Consider the following 14511-nt stretch of genomic DNA (forward strand, 5'->3'; position numbering starts at 1 on the left):
TTTTGAGATGTTTTTTAACTTCAAGAATTTCCCCGCCCAGTCTCCAGCTTCCCTCTTTTATTTACTGATCAACTTTTTATATACCACCTGATTCAATAGTTCTTCTTTTCTGGTACGGGAAATAGGAAGCTCCGTTTTATTAATGTATAATCGCCCTCCGGAAATCATATCAATGTGAATGATATTGATCAGAAATGACTTATGAATTCTGAAGAAATGTTCGGAAGGGAGTGACTCTTCAATTGCCTTCATCGTCTGATGGATGATCAGCGATTTATCCTTAAAATGCAGCTTGGTATAGTTCTGCATACTTTCAATATATAAAATATCTACCCAGGAAACCTTAATGAAGGTATCAGATTGCCTTACATACAGAAAAGGATCATCCAAAGAAGTGTTTTTCTTTAGCTTTTCACTGATGATAAACTGCTGCTGAGCCTTATTCACTGCCTGATAAAAACGGTTGAAAGCAATAGGCTTTAAAAGATAATCTACGACCTGAAGACGGAATCCTTCCAAAGCATATTCAGAGTAAGCTGTGGTGAAAATACATAAAGGCGGGTTTTCAAGCTGCTCCAAAAAATCAATACCGTTAAGATAAGGCATATTGATATCCAGAAAAATAAGATCGATTTCGCTTTCTTTTACTTTAGCATCAGCTTCTAACGCAGTAGCACATGTTCCTTCCACTGATAAAAAGTCAATCTGGTCGGCAAGCTCTTTAAGGTGGAATCTTGCCAGAGGTTCATCATCTACAATCAGGCATTTCATTTTAGGAATATTACTGCTCATTTTTCTCAGAGAGTTTTAAGGTTAAACTTACTTTATAGACAAGATTATCGGTTTCAATTTTCAGATCATAAGCTTCCGGATATTGCAGTTTTAAACGTTTTTTTACATTTTGCAGACCGATTCCTCCGTCCTTCTTTTTATGAATAGCAATATCAGAATATGAATTTTCAATATAAAAAAAGAGGTTGTTGTTTTCCTCCTTACAGAAGATTTTGACGTAACCTATCTGTCCGGGAAGTCTGCATACATATTTAAAAGCATTTTCAATGAAAGGAATCAGAAGTAATGGAGCAATAAAAGCTTTATTGTTACTGATTTCCAAGGTGGATTGTACGTTCAGTTCATTCCCCCATCGTAGTTTTTCTACTTCAATCAGATTTTGCAGGTATTCAACTTCCTTATCCAAAGGAACCAGATTTTGATTACAGTGATACAGCTGATATCTTAGAATATCTGAAAACTTCATTAATAAAAAGTCAGCAAGTTCAGTATCCCGTTTCATCAGGATATGGATGTGATTCAGAATATTAAAAACAACATGCGGATTGATCTGATCCTGAAGAAGTTTAAGTTGATTCTCAAGATGTGCCTGCTGAAGAAGAATATGATCGCGTTCTATTCTTCCATGTTCTTTGTAGAATTTAATTCCACAGGCAGATCCGTTGATCAGGAAAGAAGCGGGCAAAGACATATAAAATCCCCGCCACAAAAAAGGTACATGATCTTTGAAATCCGGAGGAAGCTGATGTTTGGGACCAGCTTCAAAATATGTGAAAATAACAGCAAAAATTATACTCAGAATAAAAATAACCATGACCGTCTGAATCAGAAACTGTTTCATTTTTTTTTCCCGTAAAGCTTTTGGAAGCAGTTTGCTGGTTAAAAAATGAGTAAATGTAAAGGAGCTGGCAGATATAATAATTGCTTGCGCTATTGCAAGATAGGTGTCTGTCTCAGTCTGAAAGTTACACCATAGTACAATCGTGAGGACAAGCCAAAAGATGAATGTGAAAATGTATTCTTTTAAAACAAAAGGTTTTGTCATGAGAGCAATCTGAAGAGAGTTTATAAAAAATTAGAAACTGCAGGGTCACAGTTTCTAATAAGTAAAGATAATTCAAGTTTTTAGAATAAGAAATAACCGATCCCAAGACTAAAACTGTGGGGTTTGGATTTAAATTCCTTACTGATATTTGAAAGCCCGTTTTCGTACCGCAGATCTACAGTGAAGTTTTTATAATCTATTCCTATACCTCCCGTAATTCCGATATTGGATTTATCAAACTTATTAAAACCCTCCTGTATAGATTCGGACGTTGATAGCTTGTTGTTGAATGCATAGCTGTAAACACCGCCGGCAAATGCTCTTAAATTGAAATCATCTGTCTTGATGATCTTATATCCTACTACCACTGGAATATCAATAGCATTCCATGTCAGTTTTGCGGAACCACCAGACTTTTCTTCGTACGATGCTTTTCTTTTGTTGAATAGCGCTTCTCCTTGTACATACAGGCTTCCAATATCTACTCTTGTCATTACCCCTGCCTGATAGCCAAAACCGTATTTCCCTTCCAAGGAAGAAGATTCCGTTGAGGTTTTTGTAAAATTTGTTCCTCCTTTTACTCCTACATGAAGAGTTGGCTTCTGCTGTGCCTGTGTTTCTACAGAACAGGTAATACATAATAACAATGAGCAGAATGCTAAAAATTGTTGTTTCATAATTTTAATTATTGTTAGAAATTTGATGCAAAACAACAATTCTGAACGGAAGGCAGAAATTTTATTTGATGAACGGTAAAAGGATGTTGACGAGCTGTATATTTTTCAGGAATACACAGGTGTATATATTTATTTTAGAAGAATAGTTGGAGCAAAAAATAACCCCGGTCATCTGTACCGGGGTCAATTTTATTTTTTGAATGTTAAAACTAAAGGCATAATCACTGTAGATGATATCGGTTTTCCATTACTTTCTGCAGGTTTCCACTTGCCATTTTCTTTGATACGGTAGAAGGCTGCTTCAATGAATGCATTTACATCTTCATTATTTCCTTTTACATGAGCATCAAGAGCATTTCCTTTAGAATCTACTACAAAGGTTAATGTCGCTTTATAAGAGTCTGAAGAGTAATTTAAGAAAGCAAGATCAACTGCTTGGGATAATGACTTCTGAAAAGCAGCTTTACCAGTTTCGTAATCTGCTTCTTTCGTCACTTTTGTTTTTACAGGCGGATCGTTATTTAACACCTTTTTCTCGTCTTCAGCAATTTTATCAAGAGCATTTTTATAAGACGTTATTTTGTCTTCCGTAAGAAGCCACTCCAGCTTAGTTCTTAAATCGTTAGGCTTAGGATATTTGTTATACAGAGCCGTTTTCTTTCTTTCATATTTGGAATCAGCTTTTTGAAATGCAGATACCTGTGCACCCGCGAAAGCAAATGTAGATATGAACGCTAATGCTAAGAGTTTTTTCATCTTAATTATGCTTTTACGATGTTAATAATAACCTCAGTTGCTTTTTCCATGCTTTCTAAAGCTACATATTCGTATGGTCCATGGAAATTGATTCCTCCAGCGAAGATATTAGGACAAGGTAATCCCATATAAGAAAGCTGAGCACCATCCGTACCTCCTCTGATCGCTTTGATTTTTGGCTCAATACCAGCTTCAGTCATTGCTTTTGCCGCAAGATCTACAATGTGCATCTTACCTTCAAACTGCTGCTTCATGTTTCTGTATTGTTCTTTGATCTCCACTTCAGCAGATCCCTCACCATGTTTTTGGTTGAATTCAGCTACTTTTTCTTCCATGAATTTCTTTCTTGCTTCAAATTTGTCAGCATCGTGATCACGAATGATATACTGAAGTTTCGCCTCAGAAATGTCAGCATTGATATCCATTAAATGATAGAATCCATCAAATCCTTTAGTGGTTGCAGGAGTTTCATTAGCAGGAAGCATTTGAGCAAATTCAGAAGCTAATAATGCTGCATTGATCATTTTACCATAAGCATAACCTGGGTGTACGCTCAATCCGTGAATTTTTACCACAGCTCCAGCTGCATTGAAGTTTTCATACTCCAATTCTCCAACTTCTCCACCATCCATTGTGTAAGCCCATTCAGCACCGAATTTAGCTACATCAAACTTATGTGCACCTCTTCCGATTTCCTCATCAGGAGTAAATCCTACAGCAATTCTTCCATGCTTGATTTCTGGGTGAGCGATAAGATATTCAGCAGCTGTTACAATCTCTGCACAACCCGCTTTATCATCAGCACCTAGAAGCGTAGTTCCGTCAGTAGTAATTAAAGTCTGCCTAACGTATTTTTTTAAACTTTCAAATCTTGATGGAGACAAAGTGAATCCTGTAGTCTGGTTTAATAGAAGATCGTTTCCGTCATAGTTTTCCCAAACCTGAGGTTTTACATTTTCTCCACTGAAATCTGGTGATGTATCATAGTGTGAAATGAACCCAATGGTAGGTCTGTCATCATTTTCAAGGTTAGAAGGAACGTAGCCCATAATATAACCGTGTTCATCAATTGAAACATTTTCCAAACCAATTGTCTTAAGTTCTTCCGTAATGTAATTGGCAATATTCCACTGACGCTCAGTAGAAGGAGTAGACTCACTTTCAGCATCACTCGTTGAATATATTTTTACATAGCTAAGAAAACGGTTCAGTAATTTCTCTTTCCATAAAGGATTGAATTCTATTGTACTCATCAGATTTATCATAAATTTTAACAAAGTTAGCAAATTTGACGCTCAGAATGCATTATTTGATACTGAATATCAGTTATTGAAATTATAAATCAGTTATAAATATTTGAAAATCAAAATAATGTTAGCTTTGTATGTATTAGATACTAAATAGTTTAGTTTTATTATATTTGAGAAAATCAAAAAGTAAAAATGTTTCTTACCGAATGTCCTAGAGATGCAATGCAGGGATGGGGAGAATTTATCCCTACCAACAAAAAGATAGATTATATCAACTCCTTGATGGATGTTGGTTTTGATGTATTGGACTGTCTGAGCTTTGTTTCTCCAAAAGCAATTCCCCAGATGGCTGACTCTGATGAGGTTGCTGAAAATATAGATAAATCCCGTTCCAAAACTAAAGTTTCTGCAATTATCGGAAACTATAGAGGAGCAGAAAAAGCACTGAAGCATGAGTCTGTGGATATCCTTGGATTTCCGTTCTCTATTTCTGAAACATTTCAGCACAGAAATACCAATAAGAGTCAGGATGAAGCTTTTGAGGAGATCATTAAAATGCTGGAGCTGGTAAAAAGCGAAGGAAAACAATTGAATATTTACTTTTCCATGGCATTTGGAAACCCTTACGGTGAAATGTGGAAGTGGGAGGATGTAGATCAATGGGCGCAAAGATTCTCTGATATTGGAGTAAAGGATATTCTGCTTTCTGATACAACAGGGGTGGCAACTCCGGAAACCATTGCCCTTTTATTTGAAAAAATTCCGTCTAAATATCCTGAGATCAACTTCGGAGGACATTTTCATAACCGTTATGAAGAATCGTATTCAAAACTTAAAGCAGCTTATGACCAAGGATGCAGAAGATTTGATAGCGCGATCAAAGGAATCGGCGGGTGTCCTATGGCTAAAGATGATCTTGTTGGAAATATGCCTACAGAGCAGGTAATCAATTTTATGAGCGTTGAAAAAGCAGATCATAAACTGAATCTGCTGAACTTTGAAAGTTCTTATAATAAGGCGAAGGATATTTTTCATTTTTAAAATTATTTGAAATCTCTCGCAGATTTAGCAAATTACGCAGATAAGAAACTTGAAAATCAGGATCTGCGAAATCAGTGTGAAATAAAAAAATATAAATAGGAGCGGGCTTTAGCCCGCTTTGCTATATAGACCATTCATTGGTTTTAACCAAAACCTAATTAAGTTTAATCTAAAACAATCAGCAAAATGTCTCCAATCATATCATCATCCCAATTAAAAAACATTTCCAAAGATCATCTTGTCATCCTTGATGCAAGAGTCGGGAAAGAGGTAAAACAAAATTATTTTGATAAACATATCAAAGGAGCAAGATTCATTGATTTGGATACAGATCTGGCTGAAATAGGAGAAAATGCCGCTTTCGGAGGCAGACATCCGCTTCCGACTCCAGAAAAATTTGCAGAAACGCTTTCCAATCTTGGAGTAACTGAAGATGCTCATATTGTAGTTTATGATGATAAAAACGGTTCCAATGCAGCCGCTAGGGCTTGGTGGATGCTAAGGTCTTTTGGTTTTGAAAATGTACAGGTTTTGGATGGCGGAATTCAGGCTGCTGAAAAAGAGGGTGTGGAATTTTCATCAGGAGAAGAAATCTTTGAAAAAGCTCCACTGATTAATAGAATAGATTGGTCTTTGCCTGTTTCAAGCCTTGAAAATGTTGAAAATGAATTGAATAATAACTCTTCTACTGTTGTTGATGTAAGAGATGCTTACCGATATAGAGGAGAATCTGAACCAATCGATCTTGTTGCGGGGCATATTCCTGGAGCTATTAATATTCCTTTTTCTGAGAATCTGGATGAAAACGGATTATTCCTAAGCCCGGAAGCTTTAAAAGAAAAATACAGCCAATTATTGGAGAATAAACCTGAACATCTGATTATTCACTGTGGCTCGGGAGTGACGGCGTGTCATACGATTTTAGCGTTAGCTCATGCAGGATTTGATACTCCCAATCTTTATGTAGGTTCATGGAGTGAATGGAGCCGACGAGAAGGAAAAGAAGTTGCTAAAGAGGCATAAACCAGCCAAAACACCGGTTTTAAGAATACAAAAAAGGATGTCATTACTAGTATGACATCCTTTTTATATTTTTGTAGTTTACTTTTTAATTAAGTGAAATAAAGAGATTATTATAAATCCTATTCCTGTAATAAAAGGTGGCTGAGCCTTCATTTGAGCTCCTAAATAAAGCATGTATAACCCCAAAAAAGCAAGTAATATTGCGCCAATTTTTTTAATAACCATGATTTCTTAAAATTTCAAGTGCAATATATGATTTTATTGGGTTCAAAATGCCAATTTTTAAAGCATTCCTAATTCAAACTTTGCCTCTTCACTCATCATATCCTTATTCCAGCTAGGTTCGAAGGTAAGCTCTAAATCTACACTGTTTACATGTTCTACTTCTCCTACCTTGTCTTTTACTTCCTGAGGAAGTGTTTCTGCAACAGGACAGTTGGGAGTAGTAAGTGTCATGATAATTTTTACGTCAGCATCATCGGAGATCTGTACATCATAAATTAGCCCTAACTCGTAAATATCTACCGGAATTTCGGGGTCATATACGGTTTTCAGTACGCTGATGATTTCCTCACCAATGTCAGCAATTTGATCGTCTGTAAATTTCATTTTTTAATCTAAATTGATATTCCTTTTCAACAAATCTTCCTGACGCATACGTCGGAAAATATTTGCCAAAGTTAAGACATCTTTTTCACAATAGTCAACAATTCTCTGCAAGTCTTTTTCTATGTAGTAAATTGATGAAACCATTGAGCCGTCAATATCATCTTTTGGAGTAGGAATACCAAAGACATGAGCTAATAATTCCAATGATACAAAACTTTTATAATCCCCAAATTTCCACAGTTCCATCGTATCTATATGAGGAACCTCCCAAGGTTTTTTTCCAAACAATTGAAAAGGAGCCGGAGGTTGTATTCCATTGATCAGATATCTTCTTGCGATCCAGGGGAAATCAAATTCTTTTCCGTTGTGAGCGCAGAGAATGACATTATGAAGTCGCGGACTGTTGAAGATTTCTCCAAATTCCTGAAGCAGTTTTTTTTCATCATGTCCGGAGAAGCTTTTGATCTTTAACGTCTCGTTCTTTTCCAACATTCCAATGGTAATGCAGATGATCTTTCCAAATTCCGCCATAATACCGGCTCTGTCATAAAACTCTTCTGCTGAAATTTCTTCTTTTCTCTGAAACTTGGTTTTTTTATCCCAAAGATGCTGATCGGTTTCAGATAAATCATCCCAGGATGAAGCCTGAGGCACGGTTTCAATATCAAGGAATAAAACTCTTTCTAATGGTATGTTCTGTATCATTTGTGTTTTGTATTGTTATCCTACCTGCATTCCGTTTTTTGTAGGTAAAGAAGGGGTTAAAAGGGTGACATCATTTTTATCTTCACCATATAATCCTAAAACTAAACATTCACTGAAGAAATTGGCAATCTGCTTTTTAGGGAAATTCACTACCGCTAAGATCTGTTTTCCTATTAATTCTTCTTTTTCATAAAGAGAAGTAATCTGAGCAGAAGATTTTCTTATTCCTAAATCTCCAAAATCTATTTCCAATTGATAAGACGGGTTTCTTGCCTTTTCAAAATCGTTTACCGAAATAATCGTTCCGCATCTGATGTCTACTTTTTCAAAATCTGCCCAAGTAATGTCTGGTTTTGTGGTCATAGTAATGTGTTAATTAAATGTTCTACTTCTGTTTTCTGTTCTGCATATTTTTGTTGTAATTCTGAACCTTCACCCATTCTTTTGTAATATTCCAAGGCTTTACCACCGAAGAATTTTTTATGAAAATCCGAAACTTCAGGAACCTGTGGAAAAATTTTATGAAAAAGCATTTCATAGTACGCCTGAAATTCACGTTCATTTTTGTCTTCAATGACTTGTCCGTGAGCTTTTTGCCTTACATGAAGCATTTCATGAGCAATCATATTCAGGACCAGGTTCAGATCAAAATCAAATAAATTTCTGGGAATCATTACAGTTTGAGGTCCTCCCAATTCACCTTCTGCGGTAAGTAGCATTGAGGTTGGAGAAAGCTCTTCCCTGAAACCAAAACCTGCAAAATTCTCATGCTCAAGATCAAAAGAATGAATCAGATATTTTGCGGCATCCAGAATTTGATTGTGTTCCTTATAGGCGTCAAGGTGTAAATGGATCTGCTCGAAATTCATTTGGAATATGTTTTATAACAAATGTATTAAAATATTGAGAATACAAAGACTGTTTGCTGGAATATTGACCTTTAAATATTGTTGAATTAATCATTTATATGATCATCTGCGACGAAAATGCTTTAATTGTATCCGTTTAAATTAAAAAAACTGTATCTGTGCTTATTCATACATTCTTCAGAACTTTACTTAAAGATAAATACATAATAACAGAAGCATGAAAATCACAATAGTAGGCTATAAAATGGAGAAAAAATTTTCTCAGGGTGTGGCGAATGATGAGGATACGGAATTAATTAATTTTTTGATTAGTAAAGGTTTGGATGTTGTTACTTCCATCTGGAATGATGAAAATATAGACTGGAGTAATTTTGACGTTGCAATTATTAAATCTCCGTGGGATTACCATAACCATTTGAATGAATTCGTGGATTGGCTGGAAAGGATTGATAAACTGGGTGTTAGAGTGTTGAATCCGGTTGAAATTATTAAATGGAACTCAGACAAGCATTACCTGAAAGACATTGCTGTTAAAGGACTTCCGGTAATTCCAGCAGAATATCTTGACAAAGACTCTTCTTTTAGCAATCATTTTTTTGATCTTTTCAAAACAGAGAAGCTAGTGGTAAAACCTTGCGTAAGTGCGGGAGCCCAAAATACAATTACCGTAAGCAGAAACAACTTTGATGAACGTTCAGCAGAAATAGAACAGCTTTTGAAAGGGCAGGATTATATGGTACAGCCTTTTGTAGAGGAAATCCAAAACGGAGAATGGTCATTCCTTTTTTTCAATGGAAAATACAGCCATTGTTCACTAAAAAAACCTAAACAAGGTGACTTCAGAGTACAGCATTATCATGGCGGAACAATCAGCTATCCTGTGCCAGATCCTTTACATATAGAGCAGGCAGGTGCTTATTTAAAAAGTTTACCACAATCAACTCTTTATGCGCGGGTAGATGGAGTTCTTATTGATCACTCATTCAGGTTAATGGAACTGGAACTTATTGAGCCTTATCTGTTTTTGAATGGAAACAATACTTTATTGGAAAATTATTATCAGGCATTAATGACCCTGGTTTCTTAATTTTTAAATTATTTTGTAATAGACCGTTTCTGCTTTGAGACGGGTTTTTATTTAATAATTGAGAGTGATATTTTAAAATATAAAAAGGACCGGAGGGCAAGTTCCGGTCCTGTTAAACAAGATTAAGTGTAAAATTTAGCCTTATAAAGGCAAAAAAGGATACAAATGTGTACAGATTTTTATTGAGTCTTAATCTATGTTTAGGGGGATTGATAGTAATGGTACTTTATTTTTATACGCCATGATGGCTGTTTTGCTTCGATGGAAAAGAGATTCTACGAGATTGTATCGATAAGGAATCATAGTCAAAAGGTCAGCATTGGTCAGTTTTACTTCCTCTTCAATGGCTTTTACCACTTCCATAGACTGGATCATTTTAAAACTGTATTTAATATCATCCATGTCATATCCGGAATTCAGATCTATATCTTGAATGACTTCCGTAAAATCTTCGAGACTCTCACTTACATTGAATACTTCAATCTCTGCATTGAACTCATTGATGAAATAATAAATATCATTCATCGCAGACCAGCTCATACATTTATGAGTATCATACGCAAAAAGAATCTTTCGTACGCCAGTATATTCAATATGTCCGGGAACAATCAATATTGGTTTTTTGATTCTGTGGATGGCTTTTGTAACAGTATTTCCCAGCAGTCTCTGTTCAAGAGTCTTCTCTGCCATTCCCATAACGATAAAGTCACAGTTTGTGATCTGGATACAATTATTAAGCTCGTCAATGAAACTACCTGAGGCAAGATGATATTCTGTTTCTATAGAATACATTGTATTGATTTCATTTACCTTATCAGACAGTTTTTTTTGATTTTTAAGAGTCTGTTCATAGAAAAAATCAGCAGAGGCTTGGGCATTCAGGGCGTGAATGGAAACACTCTGTAAATTGAACAGAACCATCTTATATTGGTTTTCCTTGGCAATAGATGCCGCATAATGAGTGGCATTTTCGGCTTCTTTGGAAAAATCTGTGCAGACAATAATTGTTTTCATTGTACAGGATTTAATAAGGTAAAATTATAGAAGAAACAGATCTCTTGTCTTAAAAATATGGTGATGTTGCATAAAATGATGATGAAATGTATTTTTCAGGTGATGAAACGTCAGCCTTCATTTGAACTCCTGTATTTTACGTTTCATATGCAGTTTTGGCGGTCTCGTCTAAAATAGAACAGAGTCTTCTAAAATCTATTTTTATATTTACACTCACAAAGACCCGGAAATGAATAAGATTTCTACCATAAGAAAAAATTTAATACGCAGTAAAAAGATCCTTTCCGCAATGAAAAGGAGGCTGGTGATTTGGGCGGTGGCGGTGCTGGCTTTCTGTGGGTTTTCTTATCTGATAGATCCTTTTGATCCCGTCTGGCAAAGTTATTTAGATACTCCATTAAAAATGGTGGTGGAAGATGCTTTATGGATTCTTCTTTTCTCCGTTATCATTTCTGAAGTAAGTATCCTTATTGATATGGCACTCAATAAATTGCTTCCCTGGAAAGACAGGACGGTCAAGAGATTACTTATTCAGGGTTTTATTCAGATTGTAGGAAGTGTTCTTATTGTAGTGATTGTGAATGCTATTGTAGAATGCACATCAGACAATTTACCGGAAATGGATTCCCGAAAAGAATATACCTTGATGGGGCAATGGGTAGCAACCAATATTGTAATATCATTGATCATAAGCGGTTTTAATACGGTGGATTATTTACTTCAAAACTGGAAAAGAACAGCGGTAGAAGCAGCTCAGCATAAAATAAGAGCTTCCAAACATAAACAGGCGGCAATGGCAGCAGAACTTCAGGCACTCAAACTGCAGATAGATCCTCATTTTATCTTTAATAATCTGAGTGTGCTTTCTGAGCTTATCCTTGAAGATCAGCAACTCGGATATGAATATTCAGAAAAATTTGCACGTGTGTACAGATACTTATTGGTTAATTCCAAAAAAGATATCATTGCTGTAGAAGAAGAATTGAAGTTTTTAGATTCTTATATCTTTCTGATTGAGAAAAGAATAGGAGAAGGGGTTATATTTAAAATAGACATTCAGGAAGAATATAAATCGATGTACACCCTTCCATTATCTCTACAGCTCTTGGTTGAAAATGCCATCAAACATAATCAAACCTCTAAGGCGAATCCACTTGAAATCCATGTATATACAAACACACAAGGAGAACTGGTGGTTTCCAATACGTTTTTACCTTTGATCAATAAGCCGGATTCCTCAGGTGTAGGGCTTACCAACGTTATGACAAGATATGAGATCCTTGGATATGCAAAACCGATAATAGAAAAGACTGAAGATACATTCACTGTAAAACTACCATTGATATGAAGCTCAACAAAATTTTAATAATAGAAGACGAAAAACCCAATGCAGACAGGCTGAAAAGACTTTTACTAAAGCTACGACCTCATGTGGAAATACTCTCTGTAGAAGATTCCATCGTTTCAGCAGTTCATTGGCTTGAAAACAACGTGGTTCCGGATATGATCATGATGGATGTAAGACTGGCAGACGGACTAAGCTTCGAGATTTTTAATAAAATTGAAATCAAAAGCCCCGTAGTTTTTACAACGGCTTACGACGAATATGCAGTGCAGGCTTTCAAATATAACAGCATAGATTATCTTCTGAAACCTATAGAAGAAGAAGAGCTTGAAGCGACTTTAAAACGGTATGAAACCTTTATGGAATCAGTTCCTTTCATCGGTTCGGCTATTGAAGGGTTATTAAATTATATCCAACCTAAAGACTATAGAAAACGCTTTTTAATTGTACATCGTGACGGATATAAAACGGTGCTCGCCGAAGATATTCTCTATTTTTATACAGAATTAGGAATAAGTAAAGCCATGTTGAATACCGGTGTAGTAGAAAATATTCCTCAAACGCTGGAAGAGCTTGAAAAACAATTGGATCCAAGATACTTCTTCCGTGCGAATCGACAATTTATTATCCACATTGATTCTGTAAAACAGATCTATAACCATTTTAACGGGAAACTGAAGCTGGAACTAAGAAAACAGCCTGAAATGGAAGTGATTGTAAGCCGGGAAAAGGCTTCTATATTCAAATCCTGGATGGATTATTAATGAAAGAAATTAAATACTTAAAAGCTGTCTCAATGGGACAGCTTTTATTTTTTCTGCTTTGTCCTTTACACTACATTCTCTGAAATTACAATTACTAAAAATTTAAATTATTGTCTTATTCTTTGTTTTATTAATACCAGATAGTCATATAGAAAAATAGGCAGAATCGGGAATTTTAAAAGTGAAACGTAGAAATTTAAAGCTTAACCGTATTTTTAGAATACTAAACCGAAAACACTCTTTTTTATCGATCTGAATAGTAGGAATACCCGTCTTTCCTTTCATTTTTAGTATGCTACGTTTCACCTGCGATTAATTACGCTTCACCTTATTTTTAGATCAGTATCCTTATTATATGAACTTATTTTGCTGTTGTAAAATTTAAAATCAAAGGTTATGAATTATAAAAAAGGATATCTGGCACTTTCACTCGCGGCGGCTGCAATATTGTATTCGTGCGGTTCGGGAAATGCTCAGGAAAATGCTCAGCAGATGCAGCAGGCTCTTCCTACAGACTTTATCCAGGTGAAATCCGGAAATGAAGATGTTTCCACGGGATATCCCGGAAGTATAGAAGGGCAGGATAATGTAGAGATTAAAGCTCAGGTAACAGGATACCTGGAAGCGGTTTATATAAAAGAAGGACAGTATGTGAGTAAAGGGCAAACTCTATTCAGGATCAATCCGTCTGTGTACAATGAACAGGTGAATACCAATGCAGCAGCTTTGAAATCTGCTTTGGCAGCTCAGGAAACAGCAAAACTGGAAGTGGAAAAATTAAGACCTCTTGTAGAAGGAAAAGTAGTTTCTGATATGCAGCTGAAAACAGCTCAGGCAAACTTAAAAGCAGCATCAGCACAAGTGGCTCAGGCACAGTCTTCATTAGGCTCTTCAAAGATCAATGCCAATTTTACTTATATCAAGGCTCCTGTAAGCGGATACATAGGAAGAATACCAAACAGGGTAGGAAATCTTATCAGCCCTTCTGATGCTTCACCGCTGACGACTTTATCAAACATCAGCACCGTAAATGTTTACTTCTCGATGAATGAAGCTGATTTTATTGCACACAGCAGAGCTACGGCTTCAGGTGAAAATGCAGAAAATGTAGAACTTATTTTGGCAGATGGTTCCACTTATGGCTTCAAAGGAAGATTGGAAAATGCGAGTGGGAATTTTGACAGAAATACAGGAAGTATCCAGATGAAAGCTGTTTTCCAGAATCCTGATAAACTATTAAGATCAGGAGGAACCGGAAGAGTGATGATCCATAATGCTTTAGATGGAGTTATTAAGCTTCCGAAAACATCTGTAAAAGATATTCAGGATAAATTCTTCGTCTATAAACTTGCCGGTAAAGATAAGGTGAAAATGACTCAGATTAAAGTATCAGGAAGTACGCCTGAAGATTACTTCGTGAAAGAAGGAGTTGCTGCAGGGGATAAAATTGCTGTAAACAGAATAGATGCCCTTACAGACGGAGCACAAGTTGTGGCTAAAGTAACTCCTTCGAAATAATTTTATAATCATTCTT

The 14511-nt window shown here is 35.9% G+C and carries 16 protein-coding genes; 6 read left to right on the top strand and 10 right to left on the bottom strand.

What is annotated here, in order from left to right:
• Positions 1-57: 57 nt before the first annotated feature.
• The 5 genes from BW983_RS10645 to pepT form a co-directional block, all read right to left on the bottom strand.
• Entirely contained in the window at positions 58-792 is a 735-nt protein-coding gene (locus tag BW983_RS10645; protein WP_076551941.1) for a LytR/AlgR family response regulator transcription factor, read from the bottom strand.
• Positions 782-1633 (bottom strand): sensor histidine kinase, encoded by an 852-nt coding sequence (locus BW983_RS10650; protein ID WP_228408998.1) that lies wholly within the window; start codon positions 1631-1633, stop codon positions 782-784. Before BW983_RS10650 ends, BW983_RS10645 begins: the two co-directional genes overlap by 11 nt.
• A gap of 284 nt (positions 1634-1917) precedes the next feature.
• Complete coding sequence (locus BW983_RS10655) at positions 1918-2514, bottom strand: porin family protein (RefSeq protein ID WP_076551943.1); 597 nt, start codon at positions 2512-2514, stop codon at positions 1918-1920.
• Between the two features lie 189 nt (positions 2515-2703).
• Positions 2704-3270, bottom strand: a complete 567-nt coding sequence (locus BW983_RS10660; RefSeq protein WP_076551944.1) for an energy transducer TonB — start codon at positions 3268-3270, stop codon at positions 2704-2706.
• A 5-nt stretch (positions 3271-3275) separates the two neighbouring features.
• On the bottom strand, positions 3276-4523 hold the full coding sequence (gene pepT, locus BW983_RS10665; protein ID WP_076552272.1) for a peptidase T: 1248 nt from the start codon (positions 4521-4523) through the stop codon (positions 3276-3278).
• A 189-nt stretch (positions 4524-4712) separates the two neighbouring features.
• On the opposite strand from pepT, the gene BW983_RS10670 reads away from it, so the two are divergent.
• Both BW983_RS10670 and BW983_RS10675 read left to right on the top strand, forming a co-directional pair.
• Complete coding sequence (locus BW983_RS10670) at positions 4713-5561, top strand: hydroxymethylglutaryl-CoA lyase (protein ID WP_065395612.1); 849 nt, start codon at positions 4713-4715, stop codon at positions 5559-5561.
• 186 nt (positions 5562-5747) lie between these two features.
• Complete coding sequence (locus BW983_RS10675) at positions 5748-6584, top strand: sulfurtransferase (RefSeq protein WP_076551945.1); 837 nt, start codon at positions 5748-5750, stop codon at positions 6582-6584.
• 282 nt (positions 6585-6866) lie between these two features.
• Here the strand turns inward: BW983_RS10675 and BW983_RS10680 are convergent, their stop codons facing one another.
• The 4 genes from BW983_RS10680 to BW983_RS10695 are packed head-to-tail and all read right to left on the bottom strand — an operon-like array spanning position 6867 to position 8767.
• Positions 6867-7193, bottom strand: a complete 327-nt coding sequence (locus tag BW983_RS10680) for an SUF system Fe-S cluster assembly protein (RefSeq protein WP_065395614.1) — start codon at positions 7191-7193, stop codon at positions 6867-6869.
• A gap of 3 nt (positions 7194-7196) precedes the next feature.
• Complete coding sequence (locus BW983_RS10685) at positions 7197-7898, bottom strand: 3'-5' exonuclease (protein ID WP_076551946.1); 702 nt, start codon at positions 7896-7898, stop codon at positions 7197-7199.
• A gap of 15 nt (positions 7899-7913) precedes the next feature.
• Positions 7914-8261, bottom strand: a complete 348-nt coding sequence (locus tag BW983_RS10690; RefSeq protein ID WP_076551947.1) for a tRNA-binding protein — start codon at positions 8259-8261, stop codon at positions 7914-7916.
• The gene (locus BW983_RS10695) at positions 8258-8767 is read right to left on the bottom strand and encodes a hypothetical protein (protein ID WP_076551948.1); all 510 of its coding nucleotides are present in this window, start codon (positions 8765-8767) and stop codon (positions 8258-8260) included. Before BW983_RS10695 ends, BW983_RS10690 begins: the two co-directional genes overlap by 4 nt.
• Before the next feature lie 217 nt (positions 8768-8984).
• On the opposite strand from BW983_RS10695, the gene BW983_RS10700 reads away from it, so the two are divergent.
• Positions 8985-9854: an ATP-grasp domain-containing protein gene (locus BW983_RS10700; RefSeq protein ID WP_076551949.1), complete on the top strand. Its 870-nt coding sequence runs from the start codon at positions 8985-8987 to the stop codon at positions 9852-9854.
• Positions 9855-10043: 189 nt separating this feature from the next.
• Here the strand turns inward: BW983_RS10700 and BW983_RS10705 are convergent, their stop codons facing one another.
• The gene (locus BW983_RS10705) at positions 10044-10868 is read right to left on the bottom strand and encodes a universal stress protein (protein ID WP_076551950.1); all 825 of its coding nucleotides are present in this window, start codon (positions 10866-10868) and stop codon (positions 10044-10046) included.
• Positions 10869-11097: 229 nt separating this feature from the next.
• Between BW983_RS10705 and BW983_RS10710 the strand changes: the two genes are divergently transcribed.
• The 3 genes from BW983_RS10710 to BW983_RS10720 all read left to right on the top strand — a co-directional run bounded on the left by BW983_RS10710 (position 11098) and on the right by BW983_RS10720 (position 14495).
• Positions 11098-12216 carry a sensor histidine kinase gene (locus BW983_RS10710; RefSeq protein WP_076551951.1) on the top strand — a complete coding sequence of 373 codons (1119 nt, stop codon included), beginning with the start codon at positions 11098-11100 and terminating at the stop codon, positions 12214-12216.
• On the top strand, positions 12213-12977 hold the full coding sequence (locus BW983_RS10715; RefSeq protein ID WP_076551952.1) for a LytR/AlgR family response regulator transcription factor: 765 nt from the start codon (positions 12213-12215) through the stop codon (positions 12975-12977). Before BW983_RS10710 ends, BW983_RS10715 begins: the two co-directional genes overlap by 4 nt.
• Positions 12978-13373: 396 nt before the next feature.
• On the top strand, positions 13374-14495 hold the full coding sequence (locus tag BW983_RS10720; RefSeq protein WP_076551953.1) for an efflux RND transporter periplasmic adaptor subunit: 1122 nt from the start codon (positions 13374-13376) through the stop codon (positions 14493-14495).
• Positions 14496-14511: the final 16 nt, after the last annotated feature.

Origin of the sequence: Chryseobacterium ureilyticum (assembly GCF_900156735.1) — a bacterium.
Taxonomy (GTDB): domain Bacteria; phylum Bacteroidota; class Bacteroidia; order Flavobacteriales; family Weeksellaceae; genus Chryseobacterium; species Chryseobacterium ureilyticum.

Coding starts and splice junctions, on each gene's coding strand:
- BW983_RS10705 (WP_076551950.1), bottom strand. CDS start 10,868: ATGAAAACAATTATTGTCTGCACAGATTTTTCCAAAGAAGCCGAAAAT.
- BW983_RS10650 (WP_228408998.1), bottom strand. CDS start 1,633: ATGAAACAGTTTCTGATTCAGACGGTCATGGTTATTTTTATTCTGAGT.
- BW983_RS10700 (WP_076551949.1), top strand. CDS start 8,985: ATGAAAATCACAATAGTAGGCTATAAAATGGAGAAAAAATTTTCTCAG.
- BW983_RS10695 (WP_076551948.1), bottom strand. CDS start 8,767: ATGAATTTCGAGCAGATCCATTTACACCTTGACGCCTATAAGGAACAC.
- BW983_RS10645 (WP_076551941.1), bottom strand. CDS start 792: ATGAGCAGTAATATTCCTAAAATGAAATGCCTGATTGTAGATGATGAA.
- BW983_RS10660 (WP_076551944.1), bottom strand. CDS start 3,270: ATGAAAAAACTCTTAGCATTAGCGTTCATATCTACATTTGCTTTCGCG.
- BW983_RS10715 (WP_076551952.1), top strand. CDS start 12,213: ATGAAGCTCAACAAAATTTTAATAATAGAAGACGAAAAACCCAATGCA.
- BW983_RS10720 (WP_076551953.1), top strand. CDS start 13,374: ATGAATTATAAAAAAGGATATCTGGCACTTTCACTCGCGGCGGCTGCA.
- BW983_RS10710 (WP_076551951.1), top strand. CDS start 11,098: ATGAATAAGATTTCTACCATAAGAAAAAATTTAATACGCAGTAAAAAG.
- BW983_RS10690 (WP_076551947.1), bottom strand. CDS start 8,261: ATGACCACAAAACCAGACATTACTTGGGCAGATTTTGAAAAAGTAGAC.
- BW983_RS10670 (WP_065395612.1), top strand. CDS start 4,713: ATGTTTCTTACCGAATGTCCTAGAGATGCAATGCAGGGATGGGGAGAA.
- BW983_RS10685 (WP_076551946.1), bottom strand. CDS start 7,898: ATGATACAGAACATACCATTAGAAAGAGTTTTATTCCTTGATATTGAA.
- BW983_RS10680 (WP_065395614.1), bottom strand. CDS start 7,193: ATGAAATTTACAGACGATCAAATTGCTGACATTGGTGAGGAAATCATC.
- BW983_RS10675 (WP_076551945.1), top strand. CDS start 5,748: ATGTCTCCAATCATATCATCATCCCAATTAAAAAACATTTCCAAAGAT.
- pepT (WP_076552272.1), bottom strand. CDS start 4,523: ATGAGTACAATAGAATTCAATCCTTTATGGAAAGAGAAATTACTGAAC.
- BW983_RS10655 (WP_076551943.1), bottom strand. CDS start 2,514: ATGAAACAACAATTTTTAGCATTCTGCTCATTGTTATTATGTATTACC.